Source organism: Burkholderia puraquae (genome assembly GCF_002099195.1).
GTDB lineage: Bacteria > Pseudomonadota > Gammaproteobacteria > Burkholderiales > Burkholderiaceae > Burkholderia > Burkholderia puraquae.
This window is the reverse complement of record NZ_NBYX01000043.1, coordinates 1-22,251: the sequence shown is the minus strand read 5'-3', so window position 1 is coordinate 22,251 and position 22,251 is coordinate 1. Positions and strand designations below refer to the sequence as shown.

Sequence of the window (22,251 nt, the reverse complement as noted above, 5' to 3'; positions counted from 1 at the left end):
CGACTCGACAAAAATCACGGAATCGTCGATCCGCGCGCAACGCCGAAACCCAATGGGGAGCGAGTGCGCGGCGCGGCCTGCTATGCTGCGCACTGCATTCGCGCGTCGTCCGTCCGCCGCTTCCTCGCATCACGTTGCGGCGTGCGGATGCCGCATTGAATTGCGCTGGACGATCCGGACATCCGCATCGGTATTCGCGGGCCGCAGCCCGCTGGTTATCGAAGATGGAGCAAGTCGTTCAGTGTTTTTCCGGCCGTCGGTCAATAACATCCTTACCAATAAGAACCGCAATTCCATGACATCCCGACTTCTCGCCGCGCTCGTTGCCGCGGCCTTGAGCTGTACCGCCCTGCCCGCCGCCTACGCGCGCACCTACGTCGCGCCGACCGCGTCGTTCGGTAAAGGAGCTTACGTTCACCAGTTCGTGCTGCGCGACCCCGTCACGCACCAGCCGCTGCCGAATGCGCGTTACCGGCTGTTCCTGCCCGGCCAGGTCATCGCGGGGCTGCCCGTCAAGCCGGATCAGCACGACAGCGTGATCTTCGGCACGACCGACGCGGCCGGGCGCACCGTTCGCATACGGCTGCCGAAATTGCATCCGGAGAAGCAGTGGGTGTTCAACCCGATCGTCGGCGATGGCGATCTGGGCGAATCGTTCCGGCTGGTCGACCCGGGCGGCACCGCACCGCTCGGCCATTTCCCGTACGTGCTGGACGTGGAGAACGAATATCTGGCGTGCGGCTATTCGGATGCGAACGGCTACACCTACTACGCGCAATCGCGCACGCCGCGAAACGTCAATCTTTACGCCGGCACGCTGGCCGGAGCGGCCGACACCGACTGGTGCGCGGGCCCGGGCATGACCATCGCGAACAGCGCGAACGCCCCGGGCGCGCCTGACCTGTACACGCAATACCTCGGCAGCCTGGTTGCCAACGGCAACCGGATCAGCAGCGAATTACGGCAGCAGATCGTCGCCAAGCTGCTGTCGCTCGCAATCGCCGAACGAGACGCGGGCCGCGTGGCCGCCGCGCTCGATCTCGACAGGATTCCCGACGATCGCCTGAACGACATCGGCTATCGGCTCGCCGACGCCGGCGTCGCAGTCGAGCGCGGGCTCGCGATGATCGACGCGCATCTCGAGAAATCGCCGGACGATGCGTATGCACTCGACAGCAAGGGCTGGGCACTGTATCGCCTCGGTCGCAACGACGAAGCGCTGACCTGGTTCGACCGGTCGATCGCGATCTTCGCGAAGGACGGCGACACGGACAACGACGCGCGCGAAGCCTATGCGACCGGGCTGACGCACAAGGGGGAAGTGCTGTGGAAACTGGGCCGCGAGGATGACGCGCGCGACGCGTTCGCGCAGGCGCGGAAGATTGGGCCGAAGAACGAGGAGCTGGAGGAAACGTTGAAGCGGCTGGCGATACAGGTCGGGCAGGACGACGCGAAGGCGCCGGGTACCGCCCGCGAGTAAGTGGCAAGTGGCGCAACGGCGCGGCAGCGGCTGGGCCGGTCTTGCGGAAAGCGGTTGCCGGCTGCTTCCGGCACCGCCGGCCGAAAGAAGCCGGTCGGGCCCGCCCGCGTCACTCCTCGCCTTTCACGCCCGGATTGAGCATCACGACGAAGCCGGCCACGCCGGCGATCAGCGCGATCGCGCCGCCGCGCAGCGCCATCGCGTTGTCGAACAGCAGCCCCGACACGACGGCCATCATCCCTGCGAGCGACACGAACACGGCGATCGCCGCGACGACGATCCGGTACTGGCGGCGTATCATCGTGCCCCCGCCGCGTCAGGCAGCGGCAGCCGTAGCCGCCACGTCGGCATCGTCGCCGCGAATCAGCAGCACCGGGCACTTCGAGCCGCGCACGAAGCGCTCGGCGACACTGCCGAGCAGCACGCGCCGGATACCGCGCCGCCCGTGCGTGCCGACCACCGCGAGATCGATCCCGCGTTCCTTCACGTAGCGCTGCAGGCGCTCCGCGATGTCCTCGCCGATGCTCTCGGTCTCGACGAGTTCGGCCTCGCCGTTCGCGCCGGCCAGCGCGACGACCTGCTCGGCTTCGCGCAGCACCTTGCGCCCGTCGTCGCGGATTTCCTCGACCAGTGCGTGCGGGTCGAAACGGCCTGCGTATGTGAACAGCACCGACTTGTCCACCACATACACGGCGCTGACGTGTGCATCGCCTGCCAGCGCGACCTTCACTGCCTCGGCAAGCGCCTGTTTCGACGAAGCGCTGCCGTCGACGGCCACCATGATCTTCTTGTACATGCGAACCTCGCTGGGGTGATTTGCCGCGCGTCAGATCGCACGCGGCCCTGTCACCATCATCGGCGGATCGCGGGTTCGAATGTTGACGGACGTCAAGGTCGACCGGGGCCCGCATGTGCGGCAGAACGCCGCGACTGGCGGTCGATACATTGCGCCGCGGCAACCTTGCGAAGCCGCGCGGGAAAGCAGCCGACGATGCGCGATCGAGCGCTCATCGTGCCGAAGGCGCTATCATCGGATGTGCAACTTTCGTCCGGCCCTTATTTGCCGGCCCACTTTCAACTCGCTCAACCGACATGACAACGACTACCGAACGCGTGGACGGCGCCGCCCAGCATCTCGTCGCCGCCCGCCATGCCGGCTCGCCCGGCCCGCTGCTGCCCGATGCGCTGCGTCCCGAGAACGTCGAGACCGCCCTCGCGATCCAGCAACGCGTGGCCGACCTGCTCGGCGAACCCGTCGGCGGATGGAAATGCGCGCTGCCGCCGCCCGACCGCGTGATCCTCGCGCCGATCTTCGCGTCGACGATCCGCGAGGCCGATGCGCCATACCGCGTCGTCGGCGGGCCGATCGTGCGGATCGAACCGGAAATCGCGTTCGTGCTCGATCGCGACCTGCCCGCGCGCGAACAGCCGTACGACGAACAGGACGTGCGCGATGCGATCCGCGAAGTGCGCATCGTGCTCGAAGTGCTCGGTTGCCGCTATGCGGAGCCCACGCGTGCGTCGAAGTTCGAGTTGCTGGCCGACGGGCAATTCAACCAGGGGCTGTGCGTCGGCCCGGTCGTGCCCGACGGGCTGAACGTGCCGCTCGAGACGCTGGCGCTGTCGTTCGAAGGCGCGCTGAACCGCACGATCGACGGCCGCCATCCGGACGGCGATCCGCTGAAGCCGCTGGTGTGGCTCGTCAATTTCCTTGCATCGCGCGGCGACGCCGTGCGCGCCGGGCAGATCGTGACGACCGGATCGTACGCGGGCGCGATCGACGTACCGCTCGGCGATGCGCTGACGGTGCGCTTCGGCGAACTCGGCAGCCTGTCGGTGACGTTGACGGCGTGATGTGCGCGGCACGCGGGCACGGCTGACCCGGCGTGATACCGTTGCACATCATCGCGCGCACCGGCCCGCCCCTTCGGGCACGCGCACCGCTTTCTCGCCGATACCGAACATGTCGCTGACACCGCTTCCTGCCCTGCTCGACGAAATCCTGCGCACCGTCGCGCGCCGCTACCGGCTGCCGCCGCTCGACAGCGCCCTGTCGCCAGCCGGCGCCGCGAACCCGGCCGCCACGCTTGCGATCGTGATCGAGGAAGCGCGCCGGATACGAAGCGACGGACACGCCCCCGGCGCGGCACTGCGGCAGCGCTTCATCGACGCCCTCGCGCAGATGATCCGCGATGCGATGGATACGCAATCCGGCGATCCCGCCTTCCAGGCCGCGGTGCTGCGGCACGATGCGCCGAGCGTGCGCGAATACGCGTCGTTATCCGCGCACGCCGAGCAGGACCGTCGCGCGCTGCACTCGGCCGTCAACGCAATCGCGCATCCGGCCAAGCTCGAGCGCAGCGCCCGGCCGTGGCAACGCGACGGGCTCGCGCGGCTGCATGCAGCCGCCGCCGCCACGTCGTGGGCCGATCTGCACGACACGCTGCGGCACCTGCTCGCGCTGCCCGACATGGCGACCGACGCCGCGTTCGAGCAGGACATCGTCAAGCTGAAGGACAGCCCCGCGCTCGAACGCATGCTGCGCGTCGACGCACTGGCATCGGACCAGCACGTGCGTCGCTACCGTGCGCTCTGGGTCCGCCAGGGTCCCCTCGAAGGCAGCACCGTCGCCGTCGCGCAGGGCGTCGCGTCGCAGCAGCGCGGCGCCGCCGTCGAAGCGCTGGCCGCGCAGGCGCTCGACGCGCTGGCCAGCAGGCTCGACGCCGTCGATGCACACCGCACGTACCGGGTGGTGACGTCGATGCGCGTGCCGTCATCGATCCCGGGCCGCCACGATCGCGCGAAAACCGAATGGGACGCGATCCTGCTCGAACGCACGCGCGGCGACGACACGGCGCCCGCATGGAACGTGCGTTTCCTCGTCGAAGCGAAAGCGTCCGCGGATGCCGCGACGACCGATCTGCCGCGGCTGCTGCGCGGCCTGAACCTGCTCGCGCAGGCCGACCCGGACACGATCTATGCGTTCGAGACGCACCAGGGCACGGTGCGCGTGCACGGCGCATCATTGCGCGCACTGACGACCGACGAAGCGACGCTGCCACGGGAAGTGCTCTATTGCTGCGATGCGTCCGCGGACGCGACGCCGCGCCTGCTGGGCGCCGCCAGCCGGATGCAGTTGCTGTCGGCGCAGGCCAGCCTCGAATACGCGAGCGCGCTCGCACAACGGCCGGACGCCGATCCGGACGGCCTCGGCGTCGTCTGGCATGCGCTGCTGACGCTGCCGCAATGGCATGCCGTGCTGCACCAGTACCCGTCGTTGCGACAGGTCCGTGAGCTGATGGTGGCAATCGACGACCTGCGGGCCGCGATCGACGATGTCGATGACGGCGGTGTGGCCAGCAGCGTGTACGCGTGATGCACGAAACGAACCGCCGCACGGCGGCCGCAACGCGCCCCCCGCTCAGTTGGTGAGCACGCCGAACGGCAGCGTCCATCCCGCCAGCCGGCCGCCATCTGCCCATCGATCCTCGGCCGCCCCGCACGGCAGCAGCACCGGCGCGGCCGCGCACTCGAGCGTTTCCTTCGGCGTATGGCCGAACTCCGCCCTGAACAGCCGATGGAAATACTTCTCGTCGGGAAAGCCGTGCGCCCACGCGATTTCCGCGATGCGCTGATGCCGGCGCTGCGGGTCGCCCAGCACGTGGTACGCGTGACGCAGCCGCCGGCGCGTGATCTGCCGCATCACGCCGCCGTCTTCCTTGAACAGTTGATAGAGCCGCGCTCTAGACACGCCGATGTCGCGGCAGATCCGCTCGGGATCGAGGTCGGGCTCCAGCAGATGCACGTCGATGTAGCGCCGCACCCGCTCGGCCAGCGCCCCGTCGATCGGGCTACGTGCGTCGTGCAGCGCCTGCGCGGTCGGGGAAACGGCCGCGGCCAGCAGCAGCATCGTCGATTGCACGACGCTCGGAATCTCGTGCGTGCGCAGATTCGGCAGATTGCGGAACAGCGACAGCATGTGGTCGCCGAGCAGCCGCCCGACACCGCTCGTCAGCGTCTGGCCGTGCGCCTGCGCCGCATGGCTCGGCAGCAGGTACCTGGGCACGACGAGGCTGATCACGTCACCGGCCTCGACCCTGCAGTCGTTGACCTGCGCAACGTCGTAGACGAACAGGTCGCCGGCGCCCTTGACCAGCTCGGGCCCGCCGGTGTGGCTGGCCAGCCGCCCGCCGAGCAGCAGCGTGAAGCGGATCGAATCCTGGCCGTCGAGCCGGATCCGCCGCGTGGTGCGGTTGACGCGATAGGCCGGCGCGCGCGATCGCCAGTGCCGGCCCGACAGGATCAACGGGCCGAGCGCCGCGCCGCTCGCTTCCGCGTCGAACGCGCCGTGGCCGCCGTCGTCATCCAGCCGGTAGTCGCACAGCATGTCCTTGACCCAGACGTGGAACCGGTCCTGCTCGGGGTAGTCGATCGTGCGAAACTTGAAAACAGGGACGAATGCCGCTTGATCCATGACAGTTTTTTTATCGAGCCGACACGAGAGGATAGATCGGTTCGTCGATTATCGGACCAAATTGCGCCGGCGCAAGGCCGGCGCGGCATATCGTCCACCCAAGCGACCGACCGGCGCCCCGCGACGGGCGCCGTCGATCTCGCGGCCATCAGCGTTGCGGATGGCATTCCCAGTTGTTGTACGTCGGCCGATCGATCGGCGTGAGCCCCGGAATCATGAACACCGTACAGCCGAAACGCCGCCCCTTGCCGGTCGTCGCGTCGTAACTGACCTTCTGGCCGCCCAGCCCGTCCTTCTTCCCGTACTGCACATTGGCGATCGTGATCTCGTCCGACGACGCGAGCCCGAGCGTCTTCGCGGTCGACGTCTGCACGTCGACCATGTTCATCTGCGTCGACCCGCACGCGGACAACATGAGCCCGGCGACCGCCGCACCCAGTGCGGTCCGCAAGGTGACGGTGCACGGCAAAATCTTCTTCATGGCTTCTCCTTCGAATGCCCGACGCGACACGATTACGAGCCCGGCGTGTAAAAACTGGACTGGATCTGGCTGCCGATGTTCGCGGCAAACCCCTGCCAGACGAGCGCCATCGCCCCTGTTGCGTTGACCGCCAGCGCCGGCCACGACCCATCCTGCGGATCCAGCGTCGACGTACTCCATGCGCCGTTCCGATAGCCGGCCACGAGGAGGACCGACGCGTTCGGCGTGCCCGTGTCCTGCCATGCGACCGTCACGTTGCCGGCCGGGTCGATCACCAGCGGCGGGTACTGGAGCGCCGCCCCGTTCAGGTGTTCCGTCAGCTTCTGCAGCGGCCCCCAGTTTCCGCTGGCATCCGACACGCTCGCCTGCAGGACCGCACCGCCTTGCGCCCACATCGCGGCGGCCACGCCGTTTTCGTTGACGGTCAGCATCGGCGTCGCGATGAAGCCCGTGGGCACCACGATCGCCGGGGCAACGGGCTGCGCGGGCTGCCATCCGGTTCCCGATACATAGCGCTGCGACATCGTGGCGTTGTAGAGCTTCCCGCCCGTCACGTCGAGTTGCCCCCAGACCAGCGTGATGTTGCCCCTCGCATCCATGCCGGCGACCGGCGAGATGATCGTCGTGAACAGGCTCGAGTTCGATACGGCCTGGTTGACGTTGGTCCAGCCGTTGGTCGCGTCGTACGTGGCCGTCCACAGCGCCGACTTCGTATGGTTGGTCTGCCGCCACGCGAGCACCGCCCGGCCGGACGACAGGACCGACAGCATCGGCCGCACGTTGTCGGTGTCGCCGGTCACGGCGCCCGGCCCGGTCTGCACCGGCATCTGGACCAGCGCCGTCGACGACCACTGCCCGGCCTGCGTATAGCGCGTCCACGCGATGCGCGTGTCGAGCAGGCTGATCGACTGCGTCCAGGCGACGAGCGCGTTGCCCTGGCTGTCCATGCCGGCCGAATAGGACGAACCGGCCATGTCCGGCGCCAGTGTGACGGGCGTGCCCCATCCGCTACCCGGGCTGTACGGGCGCGCCCACAATGCGTACGTGTTGGGGCCCGGCGTCCACTCGGTCCAGAACGCGACCGCCTGTCCGCTCGCGTTGCCGACCAGTTGCGGCTGCACCCCGGTCAGCGTGTTCATCGCATGCGACCCGTCGCTCGTGTCGAGCCGCGTCGCGCTTGCCCAGCCCGAGCCCGCCACATAGTGCGCGCCCCACATCTCGTTGCCGGTCGTGCCGGCCGTGCCATTGGTCATCCAGGTGGCGAGCGCGTTGCCGCTCGCATCGATGGTCACGCTGGGCTGGCCTTCCGGCCCCTTGCCGTCCACCGCGGCGGCCTTCGACCAGCCGGCCTGCGGCTGCGCGGTCCCGCCGCCCGTCGGTCCGCCATTCGAACCGCCACCGGGCGAGGTCGGGCCGGAAGGCGAACCGGGATTGTTCGGCGACGACAACGACGCGCCGCCGTTCGTGGCAACATCGTCACCGCCGCATGCGGACAGCGCGAGCGCGGCTGCCATGACCATCCATGTAATGGGTTTCATCGGAATCCTCTTGTTTTCGTGTTCCGGCGCACTCTCGTCTGCCGTTCGCCGATACGACACATCGCATCGTTCGGCCGATTGATAAGCAATACTATTGAACAGGCATGGAAACCGGCATCCGTTCGCGCTCCATCCATGATCGACTCGATCGTGTGGATCGATGCGAACACCGCATTCGGCAGACCGCCCCCGTCGGGCAGCGAGAACGACGACAGGCCGTCTATCGTCGGATGTCCGTCACTGCCGGCTGCATCTTAATTCAGGCAGTCCGGATTCAAGGTGGCGTTGCGTCTACACTGAGTGGACTTCCATTTCGCCGGTCCGCATTCGACGCGACCGCCGGGCGGCCTGCGCGCGCTCGCGGCCGGGGCGACCGGTGCGGTACGATACGCGCCGGGGCGAAACGCCTCACCTGAGAGAACCGGCCGCTGCGGCCCCACACCCGGCACAAGAAAAAAATGCCTAAAAACCCATTGCTGCACCGACACCTGTTCGCCGCGCTGGCGGCCAGCCTGCTCTGGATCCCCGGCGCCCATGCCAGCTCGGACGACAGCTGCGAAACGCCGGTCACGCTCCGGCAGAATGCGTACTTCTGCGGCAACCTGCCGATCCTGAGCCCCGCCAACGACACGCGCATCAATGCGATGCTGATGATGGTCGACAGCGCCAAGGTCGCACAGGCGTTTCCGGACCCGAAGACGATCCCGGCGAAAGACCGGATCAACCAGATCGTCGTGCCGTTTCCGATGGACTTCTCCGGATGGATCTATATCGGGCAGAAGGAGCCCGCCAGGACCGGCAACGCAGCGGATGCCGAAGCGCCGTCGAACCAGTACGCCGACGGCGAAGGCAGCATCTGCCGCAGCATGAGCTCGGGCGCCGACGCGTTCAACGACGCGCTGGGCAGTGCCGGCGGCCTCCCCGCCGACGAAGCCGCGCGCCTGCGCGCGGCGCGCGCCGACATCGCACAGAAGACCTGCGCCGCGGGCGGCGCCAGCACCGCCTGGACGAAACCGCCGGTCAAGTCGCCGCTCGGCCAGCAGTTCGCCGCGTACCTCGACGGCACGAACGCGTTCTACCGCGCCGACTTCCTCACCGCGACCAGGGCTTTCGCGAGCGCTTCGCATAGCGCGAACCCGTGGCTGAAGGAAACCGGCCTCTATATGGCCGGGCGCGCGCAGCTGAACGCCGCGCAGGCCAATGTGTTCGACAACGACAGCCCCACGCCGTCGCGCGGCCGCGTGACGACGGTGTCGCTCGACGCCGCGAATACGGTGTTTCGCACTTACCTGAAGGTGTATCCGCAGGGGCGCTATGCGACCTCCGCGACGGGGCTGCTGCGGCGTGTCGCGTGGCTCGGCGGGAACGTCACGCAGCAGGCCGACCTGTACGGCCACGCGCTCGCGCGCTGGTCGCCGGCGACGTCGAACGTGCCGCTGATCCAGCTGGCGAACGAACTCGACAGCAAGCTGCTGTTCGGGCCGGAATTCGATGCGCGCCAGATCCAGTCGCCGACCGTGCTTGCGACTGTCGACCTGCTGCGCATGCGCACGTCGGAAAACAGCGACTCGAGCCGCGCCAAGCCGCTGACGCTGGACGACCTGCAGGCGCAGAAGCCGCGCTTCGCGAACGCGCCTGCGCTCTACGACTACCTGCTCGCGACCTGGTACGTTCAGGTCGGGCATAAGCCGGACGCCGCGCTCGCGTTGCTGCCGCAAACACCCGCCGAGCCGCTCGACTACTTCGGCCTGAGCCAGCAGGCGCTGCGCGGGTTCGCGCTGGAGGATAGCGGCCAGACCGACAAGGCGCGCCAGCTGTGGCGCGACCTGATCCCGCTCGCAAAATTCCGCTTCCAGCGCGAGGCGCTGGAACTCGCGCTCGCGATCAACCTGGAGCAGGCCGGGCTCGTCAACGACGCGTTCGCCGACGATTCGCCCGTGCAGAACGCCGCGATCCGCGCGGTGCTGCTGCAACGCTCGGCCAATGCAGACCTGCTGCGCGCGCAGGCGCAAAACCAGGCGACCGGCGGCGCGCTGCGCGACACCGCGCTGTACACGCTGCTGTACAAGGAGCTCACGCGTTCGCACTACGCCGAGTTCATCGCCGATGCCGCGCTGGTGTCCGGCACGCCCGCCGATCCGCTGAAGCCGTTCATCGCAGCCGGCGCCAAAAACGAAGACGGCTATACGTGCCCGGCCGCGCGCGACGTCGCCGCGGCGCTCCAGCAGAATCCCGCCGATGCGAAGGGACTGAACTGCCTCGCCGATTTCGTGCGCTTGCACCCGCCCGGCTCCGGCCTCGAAGGCGATCCGGTGCCGCCGTGGATGCGCAACGCATCGGCGGCCTCCGCCACGCGCCTCCCGCCGACGCTCGGCGGCACGCCGTCGCAGTTCGCGGGCAAGCCGTACGAGCGGATGTCGAGCTACGTGACGGTGATGGCCGATGCGCAGGCGAACCCGAACGACCGGGCATACGCGTACTACCGTGCGATCAAGTGCTATGCGCCGGCCGGCTCCAACGAATGCGGCGGCAAGGAGGTGCCGAAGAACACGCGCAAGCGCTGGTTCGACACGCTGAAGGCCAGCTACCCGGGCAGCCCGTGGGCGCAGAAGCTCCGCTACTACTGGTAAGCGCCGCGTGAAGCGTATCACGTGCATGGCATGCATCGCGCTGCTGCTGGCCGGGCGCGCCGCACTGGCCGGCACCGTCGATGCCGCGCAGTACGACGCGTTCTGGCTATGGGCGGGCGTGAAGCCGCAGGCGGTCGTGCGCGACGCGCGCGCCGTCTACGTGCTGCAAGGGCAGATCGAGGCATCGCCGCGGGACGAGTCGCAGGTCCGCGTGATCGCGCAGGGCGTCGCGCTGCCGCCCGCGCCGCATGCGCGCGTGTGGCTCGTCTATCGTGCGCATACGCTGCGCTGGACGCCGCGCGTCACGCAGATCATGCTCGCGCAGCTCACGCGCTGGCGCGCGTCGGGCCGCACGATCGCCGGCATCCAGATCGACTTCGATGCGCGCACGCGCCACCTGCAGGACTACCTCGAATTCCTGCGGTCGCTGCGCGAGACGCTGCCCGACGATTGCCGGCTGAGCATCACGGGGCTGCTCGACTGGAGCAGCCGCATCGATACCGGCCAGGTCAACCAGCTCAGGGGGATCGTCGACGAAGTGGTCGTGCAGACCTACCAGGGCCGCAGCACGATCCCCGACTACGCGAACTACCTGCCGCGCGTCGCGCGGCTGCAGTTGCCGTTTCGCATCGGCATCATCCAGGGCGGCGAATGGGACGCGCCGCCGTACCTCGCGGCGAACCCGTGGTTCCGCGGCTACGTCGTGTTCCTGCGCAACGACTAGCAGGCAATATCGCGGCGGCGTCGATCCTGCCCGCGAACCGGATTCAATCGGAGCGCGGCGAACTCGCGTCCACGTACACCCACGCGGCGACACCCGACTCGAGCACCACGCGATCGCGGCGATACGCGTCGACTTCGTAGTCGTCCGCCTGCTGCAGTTCTTCCGGCGTGATCGCGAATACGGTGCCGGTCACGCGGTCACCCGCCTGGCCGGTATGGGCCGCTACCGGATGATGGGTCTTCCCGCTCGTCGCGACCACTTCCGGGTCGTCGATCTTCAGCATCGTCATCGCGTAACCGGGCATCGCATCTTCATGGCCGTCGAGCTTGCGGCCGAAGGTCGCGAGCTGTACCGGTTCGAGTTGCAGCGTGCCGTACGAGAAGAGGTGCTCGGAGAATGCCGGGGTGGTGGTTGACATGATTGAACTCGATCAAGGAGCTGGGGCAAACGAAGCGTAACGCAGATCGCCGGCGCACTTACGCGGCACCCGCGATCGCGCCGCCGAGCCCGGCGAGCGCAATCACGAGCAGCGCGCCGGCCGACGAGGCGGCAATCCAGCGCTGCTTGCGATGAATCAGCGGATGGTTGATCGCGGCCATGTAGCCGGTCAGGATCGTGAAATCGACCGCGATCCACAGCGCGGCCAGGATGGCCAGGCTCACGCGCGAATCCGGCGTGATGCCGACGAACTGCGGAAAGAACGCGACGAAGAACAGCAAGTCCTTCGGATTCGCGATGCCGACGAGAAAGCCGCGCACGACACCCGGCAAGCGCCGCGCCTGCGATGCCGGTTCGCGTTCCCGCGAGTCATTGCCCTCGTGCGACCGGCTGGCGCGCCATTCGCCGAGCAGCGTCCGGATGGCCAGCACCGCGATGAAGACGCAACCCGCCATGTGCAACCCCGTAAGCAGCCGCTCGCTGACGAGCACGACGCCGAACACCATCAGCATCGCCCCCGCGATCATCACGAGGCTCGCGGCGTTCGCGCCCACCGCGGTCAGCATGCCCTGGCGGAAGCCGCGCCGCGCGACGGTGCCGACCACGAGCATGACGACGGGGCCGGGTGTCGCGACGAGCAGCACGATCGCGGCGAGATACGCGAACAGCAGCGGGTAATGGAGTGCCATGACAAAAAGTTGTTGGATGGATTGACGCGCGCGCCCCGCCACGGTGGCATCATCGGGATTCAGCGCATCGGATTGCACGGGTTTATGCAGTATTGCGTACCCGGATTGCTGCTGAAAAACGGAAAATCCTGCCGGATACCATGAGTTTTACTCATACTAAAAACCCATGAAGGCCAAACCCCTCCCCCCTGTCTACGCGCTGCGCGCGTTCGAAAGCGCCGCGCGCACCGGCTCGTTCACGCTGGCCGCCGAGGAGCTGAGCCTCACGCAAAGCGCGGTAAGCAAGCACGTCCGGACGCTCGAGGCCTACTTCGGCCGGAAGCTGTTCGTGCGGCGCGGCCCCAGAATGACCGTGACGGCGGAAGCGCACATCTTCGCGTCGGGCTTGCGGCGCGGCTTCCGGCAGATCGAGGAGGCCTGCGTGCTGTTCCAGTCGCAACGTGACGTACTGCGGCTCAAGGCGCCGTCCACGCTCACGATGCGCTGGCTGCTCGACGCGCTGGCCGCGTTTCGTGCCACGCGGCCGGCGTTCGAGGTGCAGATCGCGAGCGTATGGATGGATGTCGATACCGTCGATTTCTTCAGCGAATCCTACGATTGCGCGATCCTGCTCGGCGCAGGCAGGTTCGGCGAGGCCACGCAGTGCGTGAAGCTGTTCGACGAATGGCTGATTCCGGTGTGCTCGCGTGCGACCGCGACGGTCGCACGCACGAATCCGGCGGCGTGCGAGCTGATCCACCCGTCGCCCGATCGGCGCGACTGGCGCCGCTGGCTCAAGGGCAGCGGCCACGACCTGGAGGTGGACATCACGCGCGGGCAGGTGTTCGACATGCTCGAACAGGGGATCGCGGCGGCCATCGCCGGCCACGGCCTCTCGATTGGCGATCTCGCGCTGTGTGCCACGGCAATCGACGAGAAGCAGCTCGTGCTGCCGTTCAAGACGGCCGTCAATACCGGCGACGCGTACTACCTCGTCTGGCCGGAAGACTCCGCCAAGGCCGCGCAGGTGCGCGAACTGCTCGCGTTCCTGGAAAACCGGATGCCGCGTTTGACGTTTCCGGGCATCCGCTTCAACGGCCCGGGCTGATGCATGCGGCCGGCGAACCGGCCGCCATGCCGACGGCGCGACGGACGCTACCGGGCGCTAGCGGGCGCCGCCGGCCCGCAACGACGGCGCAGCCCGCCGAAGCGGGCCAGCGCCGCCCCCTCCGACACCATTACGCCTGCACGAAAGCCAGCAGGTCGGCGTTGAGGACGTCCGCGTTGACCGTCAGCATCCCGTGCGAGTAGCCCGGGTACGTTTTCAGCGTGCCGTTCTTCAGCAGCTTGATCGACTTCAGCGCGGCATCCGCGATCGGCACGATCTGGTCGTCTTCGCCATGCAGCACGAGCGTCGGGACGGAGATCGACTTCAGGTCGTCGGTCTGGTCCGTTTCCGAAAACGCCTTGATGCCTTCGTAATGCGCTTTGGCGCTGCCTTCCATCCCCTGCCGCCACCAGTTCCGGATCACGCCCTGATGCACGGTTGCACCTTCGCGGTTGAACCCGTAGAACGGGCCGCTCGGCACATCGAGAAAGAACTGCGCGCGATTGTCGGCAAGCGCTTTCCGGAAGCCGTCGAACACCTCGAGCGGCAGGCCTTCGGGGTTCGATTCGGTCTTCAGCATCAGCGGCGGCACCGCGCTGACCAGCACCGCCTTCGCGACGCGGCCGGCCGGCTCGCCGTGCTTTGCGACGTAGCGGGCCACTTCGCCGCCGCCGGTCGAGTGGCCGATATGCACCGCATTGCGCAGGTCGAGCGCCTCGACGACCGCGAATGCGTCTGCCGCGTAGTGATCCATGTCATGGCCGTCCGACACCTGGGCCGACCGGCCGTGGCCGCGCCGGTCGTGCGCCACCACGCGATAGCCCTTCTGGACGAAGAAGAGCATCTGCGCATCCCAGTCGTCCGACGACAACGGCCAGCCATGATGGAAGACGATGGGCTGCGCGTCCTTCGGGCCCCAGTCCTTGTAGAAAATCTCGACGTGATCCTTCGTTGTGACGTATGGCATCGCGGTGGACTCCTGTAAGGTGGATGAACGTGGCGCATGGGCCAGGCGCCATTATCGGACAGTATTGTTAAGCGATGATGCCGCGATGCGGGCGACCGTCGACAATTTGATCAACATGGATGAACCGTCGAGGTGCGAACGATGGCGCTGCGCGCTGACCCGATTCATATCGAATCGGACCGACTGTCGATCAAGCCGTTTTCCGCCGGCGATGCCGATGCGACGTTTCCGTGCATCACGCCGACCCTGACGCGTTTCATGGCCTGGGAGCCGCCGCCCGACCGGGCCAGCTTCGAGCGCACCTGGCGCGCGTGGCTGCCTTCGATCGCGAACGGGAGCGACTTCGTCTTCGCGGTCCGCCAACGCGAAGGCGGAATGTTCCTGGGCCTGGTCGGCCTTCATCACGTCAAGGATGCCGGTGCGGAGCTCGGTGTCTGGATTCGCGAGGATCGCCACCGCGAAGGCATCGGCCGTGAAGCCGTCGGTCTCGTCGTCGAATGGGCATGCACGACGATCGGCATTCGACGCTTCACCTATCCGGTTGCCGAAGCCAACGAACCCAGCCGCCGCATCGCGGAATCACTGGGCGGCACGGTCGTGCAGCGTAGCGAAACGCCCAAGTACCCGTCGGTCACTTACGTGATATCGCGAGACGCGGCCATCGCGGCTCGCGGCAACGCGAAGCGCGTCGGCGGCTGAGCATCCGCGCCGACGCCCGCGCGGTGTCGGCCCGATGCCTCGCCCTCGCCCTCGCCCTCGCCCTCGTGCCGGTGCCGGCGCCGGTGGCCGTGTCCGTCGCGCGTCAACCGTCCGTCGACACCGTCACGGCCTCCCACGCCCGGATTTCCGCGTCCAGCGCAGCCAGTTTGCTGCGCACCAGCCGCAGCGCATCGCTGCCGAGCAGCAGATGCGCGGGCGGATGTTCCGCCGCGATCGCCGCGAGCATCGCCCGTGCGGCCTTCGCGGGATCGCCCAGCTGCTTGCCGCTCTTCTCTTCGCGCGCCCGGCGAATCGGGTCGAAGATCGCGTCGTAATCCGCGATCGAGCGCGGTGTGCGCAACATCGAGCGGCCGGCCCAGTCGGTGCGGAACGAACCCGGCGCCACCGCCGTCACGGCGATGCCGAACGGCTCGAGCTCCTTGCCGACGGTCTCGGAAATGCCTTCCAGCGCGAACTTGCTGCCGCAGTAGTAGGCGATTCCCGGCATCGTGATGTGGCCGCCCATCGACGTGATGTTCAGGATGCGGCCGCGCCGCCGTTCACGCATGAACGGCACGACCGCCTTCATCATCGCGACCGCGCCGAATACGTTCACGTCGAACTGCCGGCGCATCTCCGCGAGCGGCGCTTCTTCCATGATCCCTTCGTGCCCGTAGCCGGCGTTGTTCACCAGCACGTCGACGGGCCCGACGTTCGCCTCGATTTCAGCCACGACGCCGTCGATGCGATCGAAGTCGGTCACGTCGAGCACCCGCGCGACCGCACTCTGCGCGGACAGCGCTTCGAAATCCCGCGCCGCCTGCGCGCTTCTCACGGTGCCGACCACCGTATGACCGGCCGCGAGCGCCTCCTGCGCGAGTGCGCGGCCGAAACCGCTGCTGACGCCGGTGATGAGGATGAGGTTGCCGGATGCCATTTCAGCTTCTCCCGATAGTCGATTGAAGCGTGCATACTAGTCTGACGATCGACGTCGAATAAGCCCGATTCCGCTGATTTTCTTGCACAAAGCTATGAGCACCGAGCCCTCTTCCGCCCGCGCCCCGTCGCTGCCGTCGCGCGACCGGAAGCGCCTGGTTGCGCTGCTGCGCGCGCTGGCACCCGACGAAGGCTACAACCTGACAGCGCTGCCGAGCGTACGTATCCTGCGCTCGAACCGCGCGCTGTCGCGCACGCCGGTGCTGTACGACCCGGGCATCGTGATCGTGTGCCAGGGCTGCAAGCGCGGCTACTTCGGCGGCGAGCGCTATCTGTACGACGAGCACCACTACCTGGCGGTGTCCGTGCCCGTGCCGTTCAGCATGGAAACCGACGCCACGCCCGAGCGCCCGCTGCTGGCGCTGTATCTGCACCTCGATTTCACGATGGCCGCCGAACTCGCGGCGCAGATCGACCGCGAAGGCATCGCGGAGCCCGTGCAGGCGCCCAGGAGCATGATGTCGACGCCGATGGATGAAACGATGCACGCGTCGGTGCTGCGTTTCGTCGAGGCGATGCACCGGCCGCTCGACGCAGCAGTGCTCGGCCCGGCGCTGCTGCGCGAGCTGTACTTCCGGGTGCTCACCGGCGCGCAAGGCAGCGCGATGCGCAGCGCGCTGGCGATGCGCGGGCAGTTCGGCCGGATCGGCCGGTCGCTGCGCGTGATCCATGCCGATTACGCGCAGCCGCTCGACGTGCCGCAACTGGCCGACGAAGCCGGCATGAGCGTGCCGAGCTTTCACAGCCACTTCAAGGCGATCACGCAGGTATCGCCGATGCAGTACCTGAAGTCGACACGGCTGCATCAGGCGCGCCTGCTGATGGTGCGCGAGGACCTGACGGCGGAGGCGGCCGGCTACGCGGTCGGCTATTCGAGCCCGTCTCAGTTCAGCCGCGAATTCAAGCGCCTGTTCGGCCTGACGCCGGCGAAGGAAACACAGCGCATGCGCGAAAGCTTCGCCATTCCGGCGGCATTCGAGGACGCGGTGTTCGTGTCGTCGCATTGAGGCGCGGCGGCACCCCGCCGTGCCGCATGCTTTCAGCGCGTGGCACCGAGTACCAGGCCGGCGAGCGACTTCAGGATGAAGGCCGTCACGCCCCAGATGTCCTGCGTCTGCTCCGCCCAGTACCATGCGCCCGCGCGTTCGCCGTCCGTGTATTGACGCGGCAGATCCGGGTTCAGCAGCGCGGCGAACGGAAACTCGAAGATCTCCGCGACTTCCGCAGGCGCCGCCTCCCATTTGGCCGTTTCCGGCACGATGCCAATCACGGGAAAGATCGCGTGATTGCGCTTTCTGGTTTGATGAATCGGCAAGCTGCCGACCACGCGGACCGCGCCCGGCTCGAGGCGGATTTCCTCGAACGCCTCGCGCAACGCGGTCGCGCCGATATCGCGGTCGGACTCCGCCGGGCGTCCCCCCGGAAAACTCACATGCGACGAGTATTCGCTGAGATCCGACGCGCGCTGGGTCAGCAGGATCGTCGGCTCGCGCCGCGCGACGATCGCGACCAGCACCGCCGAGAATTTCCACCGCCCGTCGTTGTCCGCGAGGGTTTGCTTCGCCGTCGGCCAATCGGTGCTGGCAGGAATGCCGTGGCTTTCCACGCCACGGACGATCGCGTCCAGGATGGCCTGCGGCGAACCGGTTTCCGCGTGCGCGCTTGCCAACCCGACGCCGGTATTCAGGACGCTTCTGTCGGGTTCCATGTCCTCCTCCTGCGTGCGGCAACCCGCGCGCGCCGAGCGACACTGAACCCGACACGTGTTGCATGGGCACGGCGTCGTTGTGGTCAATCCGATGAGCCCGTGATCGCATGCGATCGGAAATGGCACCCGCTAGCGCGTGAATGCCTGCTCCAGCGTAAAACTTTCCGCACGCGTTGCGGATAGTTGAATACCGGAACCCACTCGCCGTCGATCGACGGAGAACCCCGATCATGCACGAAAAATGAATTTTCGATCGACCAGGCACGCACGTCGCGCCCGTGCTCAAGCGGCGGAGGTCGGCTCGCTCCGCGCATCGACGCTCGCCGATGCGGTACCGACCAATCCGGCCGCCACGATTGCCGCAGCCGTCACGATCATCATCGCGCCCCACCCGACCCGCGCGTTGAGCACACCCGCCGCCACGGCACCGCAGGCGCCGGCCGCGTAGTAAAGCGTCAGGTACGCGGCGCTCAATGCCCCGGCCCGGCCCGGCTGAATCGCGACGACACGCGCCTGGTTCGCGACCTGTGCGGCAAAGCAACCGGCATCGAACAGGGCCAGCCCCACGCCCAGCCATCCGGGACGACCGAGCGCCACGCCAAGCAGCAACGCCGACACGGCCGACACGAAGAGCCCGCCCCGGATGACCGCACGATCGCCGAATCGATCGGCGAGTTTTCCGGCCACGCGCGTCACGCCAAGCCCCAGCACGCCCGCGAGACTGTACGCACCGATCGCCGCGGCGCCCAGGCCATACGGCGGCTCGGCCAGACGCAGCGCGAGCCCCACCCAGACCAGGTTGAACGCGAAGAACCAGAGCATGCCGGCGCAGGTACGGCGCCTCAACTGAGCGCTGTCGCGCAGCAACCGCGGAATGGCACCGATCGCGTTCGCATGGCCGGGCAGCCTTTCCGGCCGGCCGCCGGGCAACAGCACCGCGGCGCCGATGGCGGCCAGCGCAACGCATCCGGCCAGCGCGAGCAATGCGCCGCGCCATCCGCACCATTGCGACAGCACACCGCCCACGAATCGGCTCAGCAGGATCCCGGCGGAAATGCCCGCCGACACGGCCCCCATCGCCATGCCGCGCCGTTGCGGCTCCGCATGTTTTCCGGCGACGGCGCTGCATTGCGCCGCCACCGTCGTTGCCGCGCCTACCAGTAAGAAGCCGGCGTCGAGCGCGAGCGGCCCGGGCGACCACGACGCGCACGCCAGCAACAACGCGAGCGCGCCCATCTGCGCCGAGATGAGCGCGCGCGGACTGAAGCGGTCAACCAGCGGCACCAGCCATGCAAGGCCGACCAGATAACCGAGCATCGTCACGGACGCGAGGGCCGCCATGCGCGACGCAGCCACGCCGAACTCGCTCGCGATGGCTGACAGCGACGGCTGCAGCGCATAGCCGTTGGCGATCGCCACGCCGGCCGCCAGTGCAAGCACCACCGTCGCGGTGCGGGACAGCGGCACGCGGTTGCCGGCGACGGTCATGCCGCGGCCCTGACCGCGATCGCCTCGACTTCGACCAGGATCTCCGGATCGACGAACGGAAGCGCGTGCACCAGCGAAAACGCCGGCCGGATCTCGCCGTAGATCTCCCCATGCGCGCGCGCCGCGGCTTCCCAGTTGTCGAAGTCCGCGACCACCAGACGGCTCTGGACAACGTCCGACAACGAGAACCCGCTGTCCGCCAGCACACGGTCGATCGTCGCCAGCGCATCGCGCGTCTGCGCATACACGTCCGCGCCTTTGCCGGCCGTCCCCGAAATGTAGATGGTGTCGTCGACGACCACGGCGCGCGAGTAGCCGACCTTGGGCTCCCACGGGGAGCCGGTGCTGATCCGTTTACGCATCTTGAAGATTCCTCCAGTCAGGTTGAGAAACATCACCTACTACTTGGGTAGTAAGTTTGAGCGATTGTATACTACTCGAGTAGTTAATCAAGGAGCCCCATGCAAGTCGTCGTGGGCGCAGGAGCCGATACACATGAGCGAAAACACGGGGCTGATCACGTCGTTGATCCGGCTTGGATTCACCCAATACGAGGCGCAGGCCTACGCGGCCCTCGTCGGGCAGGCCGCGCTGACGGGTGCGGAAGTCGGCCGGCGCGCCGGCATGCCGCCATCGAAGATCTACGAAACCCTGAGTCGCCTGGAAACGCGCGGTGCGGTGCTCGTCAACCGGTCGGAACCCGTTCGCTATGCGGCCGTGCCCCACCGGTCGTTGCTCGAGGACTTGCGCACGCGCTTCAATGCGGATCTTGAGCTGGCCGCCGGCGCGCTCGACCGGCTGCCGGTTCAGCAGGAGCCGGGGCTCGTCTGGTCGTTGAGCGGACGGGAAGCGATCGCCAGCGCATTCGCGCGCGTCGTCGTCAACGCGAAAACGCAGCTCTTCGCGGGCGTCTGGGACGAAGAGATCGACGACCTCGGGCCGCTGCTCGAAGCGGCCGCGGCGCGGGGCGTCGACACGCACGTGGCGATTTACGGCAATCGCACGCTCAACGGGCCGCGCCACTACGACATGGCCAAATGCGGCGCCAGCGCGAGGCTCAGGTTGTCCGGTCGCCGGCTCGCGGTCGCGGTGGCGGACAACACCGAGGCAGTGGTGGCGGAATTCGGCGATCATTCACCCGGTCACGCCACCTTGACGACCAATCCGGTCATCGCGCTGCTCGCGGTCGAGTACATCAAGGCGGACGTGAGCGGGCGCGTGTTGATCGATGCAATGAGTCCGGCGGAGTACCGGAAAATCCTGAAGCATCCCGACATGCAGGCGATGCTTGCGCCGCTCGACAAGCCGAGCTGATCCATGCGACTCCGCGCGGCGGCTGGTGCATCGAGCAGCGCGCACCCCAACCAGGTACGGTAACCACCCCAATCACGCGAGTGTCGAATGACCTCCTATGCCTTCCGCCTGCTGAACGTATTCGCCGAATCCACGTTCGGCGGCAACCCGCTTTGCGTATTCGAAGATGCGCGCGGCATGGACGACGCGACCATGCGGGCGCTCGCCGTGCAGTTCAACCTGTCCGAAACGACCTTCGTGCTGCCGTCGGAGCGCGCGCATGCGCGGGTTCGCATCTTCACGCCGGGCTATGAGATGGCCTTTGCAGGCCATCCGACGCTCGGCACTGCGCATGTCGTGCGCGACCTGCTGGGTGCGGGCGACGATCTCGCGCTCGAATTCAAGGCCGGCGTGGTCGACGTCAACGCGCACGGCGACGTGTGGACGTTCACTGCGCCGCACGCAGGCATGCCGAAGACGGCACCATGCGAGTTGCCCGACGCCCGAACGGCGGCACTGCTGGGGCTCACGGAAGACGATCTGTTCGCACCGCCGATGTGGATCGACACCGGTGCCGACCAGTTGCTGGTCGCACTCAAGGACCCCGCCGCCGTGCGCCGGGCGCAGCCCGACAGTGCATGCCTCGATATCTGGCCGACCAGCAGCCTCGGCCGCAAGACCGCCTACGTATTCGCGTTCGATGCCGAGCGCCCGGGGACGGTGGTGTCGCGCTACTTCTTCGTGAAGCAAGGCAGCGTTTCGGAAGACCCGGGCACGGGGTCGGCCTGCGCGAATCTGGGCGGGTGGCTGCTTGCGATGAAGCGCAACCTGCCAGCCGCGTTTCAAGTCGAACAGGGTGAAGCCGTCGGCCGGCCTTGCCTGCTGCGGTTGTCGGTCAAGGCAACCGGTGAAATCGGCGTTGGCGGGCGCGTGATCGAACTCGGGCGCGGCGTCGTCAACGTATAGCGAGCCTATCCGAACCTTTGTGTGTGAGGCGTAAAGTAGCTCCTTGGCCATCAGTTTATGCCTCACACACAAAGGTTCGGATGGGCTCGGAACGATTCAACATTGGAGTCTGAATCTCAACCCGCCTCACACACTAAATTCCGGATACCTCCTGATTGCGGACTTGTGACTCCCCAACTCACAGACGAAGAAGGCCGCGATGAGCAACTCCATCGCCGTCGGCGCGACATCACCGACTCTACTCGAATTGGAAGCCTGCTTACGTCAACGAGACACGCATCCACTCGAGTCACACTCCTAGATAGTCGCGCCCCGATGTCCAGGGAATTTCCTAGCGCAAACTGCTCGCCGACAATCTGAATTGCAGCACGATGACCTGAGACGATTCTTGTAGCCATGCGGCAAGTGAGTTCTCTTTTATCCTAGAGACAAGGAGAACTCGATGAAGAAGCGATTTACCGACGAGCAGATCATCCGCATCTTGCGCGAGGCCGAGAGCCGGGATGAACCGGTGAAGGATCTATGCAAGCGCCACAACATCTCGGAACAAACGTTCTATCGTTGGCGCAACAAGTTCGGCGGCATGGATGTGG

23 protein-coding genes are annotated in these 22,251 nt (G+C 67.2%); 11 read left to right on the top strand and 12 right to left on the bottom strand.

Annotated elements, in window-relative coordinates; translation table 11 throughout:
• Positions 1–295 precede the first annotated feature (295 nt).
• Positions 296–1,480 (top strand): tetratricopeptide repeat protein, encoded by a 1,185-nt coding sequence (locus tag B7G54_RS37140; protein ID WP_085043624.1) that lies wholly within the window; start codon positions 296–298, stop codon positions 1,478–1,480.
• A gap of 109 nt (positions 1,481–1,589) precedes the next feature.
• Here B7G54_RS37140 and B7G54_RS37135 read toward each other — a convergent pair whose 3' ends face one another.
• On the bottom strand, positions 1,590–1,781 hold the full coding sequence (locus B7G54_RS37135) for a DUF2964 family protein (RefSeq protein ID WP_085043623.1): 192 nt from the start codon (positions 1,779–1,781) through the stop codon (positions 1,590–1,592).
• A 15-nt stretch (positions 1,782–1,796) separates the two neighbouring features.
• Positions 1,797–2,276: a universal stress protein gene (locus B7G54_RS37130; RefSeq protein ID WP_085043622.1), complete on the bottom strand. Its 480-nt coding sequence runs from the start codon at positions 2,274–2,276 to the stop codon at positions 1,797–1,799.
• A 296-nt stretch (positions 2,277–2,572) separates the two neighbouring features.
• Between B7G54_RS37130 and B7G54_RS37125 the strand changes: the two genes are divergently transcribed.
• Together B7G54_RS37125 and B7G54_RS37120 are read left to right on the top strand one after the other, a co-directional pair.
• A complete protein-coding gene (locus B7G54_RS37125; protein WP_085043621.1) occupies positions 2,573–3,334 on the top strand; it encodes a 2-keto-4-pentenoate hydratase in 762 nt (253 codons plus the stop codon).
• Positions 3,335–3,443: 109 nt separating this feature from the next.
• A complete protein-coding gene (locus tag B7G54_RS37120) occupies positions 3,444–4,856 on the top strand; it encodes a 3-deoxy-D-arabino-heptulosonate 7-phosphate synthase (protein ID WP_085043620.1) in 1,413 nt (470 codons plus the stop codon).
• A gap of 45 nt (positions 4,857–4,901) precedes the next feature.
• Here the strand turns inward: B7G54_RS37120 and B7G54_RS37115 are convergent, their stop codons facing one another.
• The 3 genes from B7G54_RS37115 to B7G54_RS37105 form a co-directional block, all read right to left on the bottom strand.
• Entirely contained in the window at positions 4,902–5,954 is a 1,053-nt protein-coding gene (locus B7G54_RS37115) for a helix-turn-helix domain-containing protein (RefSeq protein WP_085043619.1), read from the bottom strand.
• Positions 5,955–6,102: 148 nt separating this feature from the next.
• Positions 6,103–6,435 (bottom strand): hypothetical protein, encoded by a 333-nt coding sequence (locus B7G54_RS37110; RefSeq protein ID WP_085043618.1) that lies wholly within the window; start codon positions 6,433–6,435, stop codon positions 6,103–6,105.
• A 32-nt stretch (positions 6,436–6,467) separates the two neighbouring features.
• On the bottom strand, positions 6,468–7,973 hold the full coding sequence (locus B7G54_RS37105) for a hypothetical protein (RefSeq protein ID WP_085043617.1): 1,506 nt from the start codon (positions 7,971–7,973) through the stop codon (positions 6,468–6,470).
• Between the two features lie 458 nt (positions 7,974–8,431).
• Here B7G54_RS37105 and B7G54_RS37100 point away from each other — a divergent pair, with 458 nt between their 5' ends.
• Entirely contained in the window at positions 8,432–10,603 is a 2,172-nt protein-coding gene (locus B7G54_RS37100) for a PA5441 family protein (protein ID WP_085043616.1), read from the top strand.
• Between the two features lie 7 nt (positions 10,604–10,610).
• Positions 10,611–11,327: a DUF3142 domain-containing protein gene (locus tag B7G54_RS37095; RefSeq protein ID WP_085043615.1), complete on the top strand. Its 717-nt coding sequence runs from the start codon at positions 10,611–10,613 to the stop codon at positions 11,325–11,327.
• Between the two features lie 43 nt (positions 11,328–11,370).
• On the opposite strand, the gene B7G54_RS37090 is transcribed toward B7G54_RS37095, so the two are convergent.
• Entirely contained in the window at positions 11,371–11,745 is a 375-nt protein-coding gene (locus B7G54_RS37090) for a gamma-glutamylcyclotransferase family protein (RefSeq protein WP_085043614.1), read from the bottom strand.
• Positions 11,746–11,803: 58 nt separating this feature from the next.
• Positions 11,804–12,454: a LysE family translocator gene (locus B7G54_RS37085; protein ID WP_085043613.1), complete on the bottom strand. Its 651-nt coding sequence runs from the start codon at positions 12,452–12,454 to the stop codon at positions 11,804–11,806.
• A gap of 166 nt (positions 12,455–12,620) precedes the next feature.
• Here B7G54_RS37085 and B7G54_RS37080 point away from each other — a divergent pair, with 166 nt between their 5' ends.
• Positions 12,621–13,541: a LysR substrate-binding domain-containing protein gene (locus B7G54_RS37080; RefSeq protein WP_085043612.1), complete on the top strand. Its 921-nt coding sequence runs from the start codon at positions 12,621–12,623 to the stop codon at positions 13,539–13,541.
• Positions 13,542–13,671: 130 nt separating this feature from the next.
• On the opposite strand, the gene B7G54_RS37075 is transcribed toward B7G54_RS37080, so the two are convergent.
• Entirely contained in the window at positions 13,672–14,508 is an 837-nt protein-coding gene (locus B7G54_RS37075; RefSeq protein ID WP_085043611.1) for an alpha/beta fold hydrolase, read from the bottom strand.
• A 141-nt stretch (positions 14,509–14,649) separates the two neighbouring features.
• On the opposite strand from B7G54_RS37075, the gene B7G54_RS37070 reads away from it, so the two are divergent.
• Positions 14,650–15,207 (top strand): GNAT family N-acetyltransferase, encoded by a 558-nt coding sequence (locus tag B7G54_RS37070; RefSeq protein ID WP_085043610.1) that lies wholly within the window; start codon positions 14,650–14,652, stop codon positions 15,205–15,207.
• Between the two features lie 103 nt (positions 15,208–15,310).
• On the opposite strand, the gene B7G54_RS37065 is transcribed toward B7G54_RS37070, so the two are convergent.
• The gene (locus B7G54_RS37065; RefSeq protein ID WP_085043609.1) at positions 15,311–16,144 is read right to left on the bottom strand and encodes an oxidoreductase; all 834 of its coding nucleotides are present in this window, start codon (positions 16,142–16,144) and stop codon (positions 15,311–15,313) included.
• 94 nt (positions 16,145–16,238) lie between these two features.
• On the opposite strand from B7G54_RS37065, the gene B7G54_RS37060 reads away from it, so the two are divergent.
• The gene (locus B7G54_RS37060) at positions 16,239–17,210 is read left to right on the top strand and encodes an AraC family transcriptional regulator (RefSeq protein ID WP_085043608.1); all 972 of its coding nucleotides are present in this window, start codon (positions 16,239–16,241) and stop codon (positions 17,208–17,210) included.
• Between the two features lie 32 nt (positions 17,211–17,242).
• Here B7G54_RS37060 and B7G54_RS37055 read toward each other — a convergent pair whose 3' ends face one another.
• The 3 genes from B7G54_RS37055 to B7G54_RS37045 form a co-directional block, all read right to left on the bottom strand.
• Positions 17,243–17,998 (bottom strand): NUDIX hydrolase, encoded by a 756-nt coding sequence (locus B7G54_RS37055; RefSeq protein WP_244289491.1) that lies wholly within the window; start codon positions 17,996–17,998, stop codon positions 17,243–17,245.
• Positions 17,999–18,193: 195 nt separating this feature from the next.
• Positions 18,194–19,399 carry an MFS transporter gene (locus B7G54_RS37050; protein ID WP_085043606.1) on the bottom strand — a complete coding sequence of 402 codons (1,206 nt, stop codon included), beginning with the start codon at positions 19,397–19,399 and terminating at the stop codon, positions 18,194–18,196.
• Positions 19,396–19,761 (bottom strand): RidA family protein, encoded by a 366-nt coding sequence (locus B7G54_RS37045; RefSeq protein WP_085043630.1) that lies wholly within the window; start codon positions 19,759–19,761, stop codon positions 19,396–19,398. Before B7G54_RS37045 ends, B7G54_RS37050 begins: the two co-directional genes overlap by 4 nt.
• Positions 19,762–19,894: 133 nt before the next feature.
• Between B7G54_RS37045 and B7G54_RS37040 the strand changes: the two genes are divergently transcribed.
• The 3 genes from B7G54_RS37040 to B7G54_RS37030 all read left to right on the top strand — a co-directional run.
• Positions 19,895–20,713: a TrmB family transcriptional regulator gene (locus tag B7G54_RS37040; RefSeq protein WP_085043605.1), complete on the top strand. Its 819-nt coding sequence runs from the start codon at positions 19,895–19,897 to the stop codon at positions 20,711–20,713.
• A gap of 87 nt (positions 20,714–20,800) precedes the next feature.
• Entirely contained in the window at positions 20,801–21,658 is an 858-nt protein-coding gene (locus B7G54_RS37035; RefSeq protein WP_085043604.1) for a PhzF family phenazine biosynthesis protein, read from the top strand.
• A 442-nt stretch (positions 21,659–22,100) separates the two neighbouring features.
• The coding region (locus B7G54_RS37030) for a transposase (RefSeq protein WP_133059229.1) at positions 22,101–22,251 on the top strand (151 nt) is incomplete at its 3' end.

Coding starts and splice junctions, on each gene's coding strand:
- B7G54_RS37115 (WP_085043619.1), bottom strand. CDS start 5,954: ATGGATCAAGCGGCATTCGTCCCTGTTTTCAAGTTTCGCACGATCGAC.
- B7G54_RS37125 (WP_085043621.1), top strand. CDS start 2,573: ATGACAACGACTACCGAACGCGTGGACGGCGCCGCCCAGCATCTCGTC.
- B7G54_RS37045 (WP_085043630.1), bottom strand. CDS start 19,761: ATGCGTAAACGGATCAGCACCGGCTCCCCGTGGGAGCCCAAGGTCGGC.
- B7G54_RS37100 (WP_085043616.1), top strand. CDS start 8,432: ATGCCTAAAAACCCATTGCTGCACCGACACCTGTTCGCCGCGCTGGCG.
- B7G54_RS37085 (WP_085043613.1), bottom strand. CDS start 12,454: ATGGCACTCCATTACCCGCTGCTGTTCGCGTATCTCGCCGCGATCGTG.
- B7G54_RS37130 (WP_085043622.1), bottom strand. CDS start 2,276: ATGTACAAGAAGATCATGGTGGCCGTCGACGGCAGCGCTTCGTCGAAA.
- B7G54_RS37080 (WP_085043612.1), top strand. CDS start 12,621: ATGAAGGCCAAACCCCTCCCCCCTGTCTACGCGCTGCGCGCGTTCGAA.
- B7G54_RS37110 (WP_085043618.1), bottom strand. CDS start 6,435: ATGAAGAAGATTTTGCCGTGCACCGTCACCTTGCGGACCGCACTGGGT.
- B7G54_RS37090 (WP_085043614.1), bottom strand. CDS start 11,745: ATGTCAACCACCACCCCGGCATTCTCCGAGCACCTCTTCTCGTACGGC.
- B7G54_RS37065 (WP_085043609.1), bottom strand. CDS start 16,144: ATGGCATCCGGCAACCTCATCCTCATCACCGGCGTCAGCAGCGGTTTC.
- B7G54_RS37040 (WP_085043605.1), top strand. CDS start 19,895: ATGAGCGAAAACACGGGGCTGATCACGTCGTTGATCCGGCTTGGATTC.
- B7G54_RS37075 (WP_085043611.1), bottom strand. CDS start 14,508: ATGCCATACGTCACAACGAAGGATCACGTCGAGATTTTCTACAAGGAC.
- B7G54_RS37050 (WP_085043606.1), bottom strand. CDS start 19,399: ATGACCGTCGCCGGCAACCGCGTGCCGCTGTCCCGCACCGCGACGGTG.
- B7G54_RS37070 (WP_085043610.1), top strand. CDS start 14,650: ATGGCGCTGCGCGCTGACCCGATTCATATCGAATCGGACCGACTGTCG.
- B7G54_RS37105 (WP_085043617.1), bottom strand. CDS start 7,973: ATGAAACCCATTACATGGATGGTCATGGCAGCCGCGCTCGCGCTGTCC.
- B7G54_RS37120 (WP_085043620.1), top strand. CDS start 3,444: ATGTCGCTGACACCGCTTCCTGCCCTGCTCGACGAAATCCTGCGCACC.
- B7G54_RS37060 (WP_085043608.1), top strand. CDS start 16,239: ATGAGCACCGAGCCCTCTTCCGCCCGCGCCCCGTCGCTGCCGTCGCGC.
- B7G54_RS37140 (WP_085043624.1), top strand. CDS start 296: ATGACATCCCGACTTCTCGCCGCGCTCGTTGCCGCGGCCTTGAGCTGT.
- B7G54_RS37035 (WP_085043604.1), top strand. CDS start 20,801: ATGACCTCCTATGCCTTCCGCCTGCTGAACGTATTCGCCGAATCCACG.
- B7G54_RS37135 (WP_085043623.1), bottom strand. CDS start 1,781: ATGATACGCCGCCAGTACCGGATCGTCGTCGCGGCGATCGCCGTGTTC.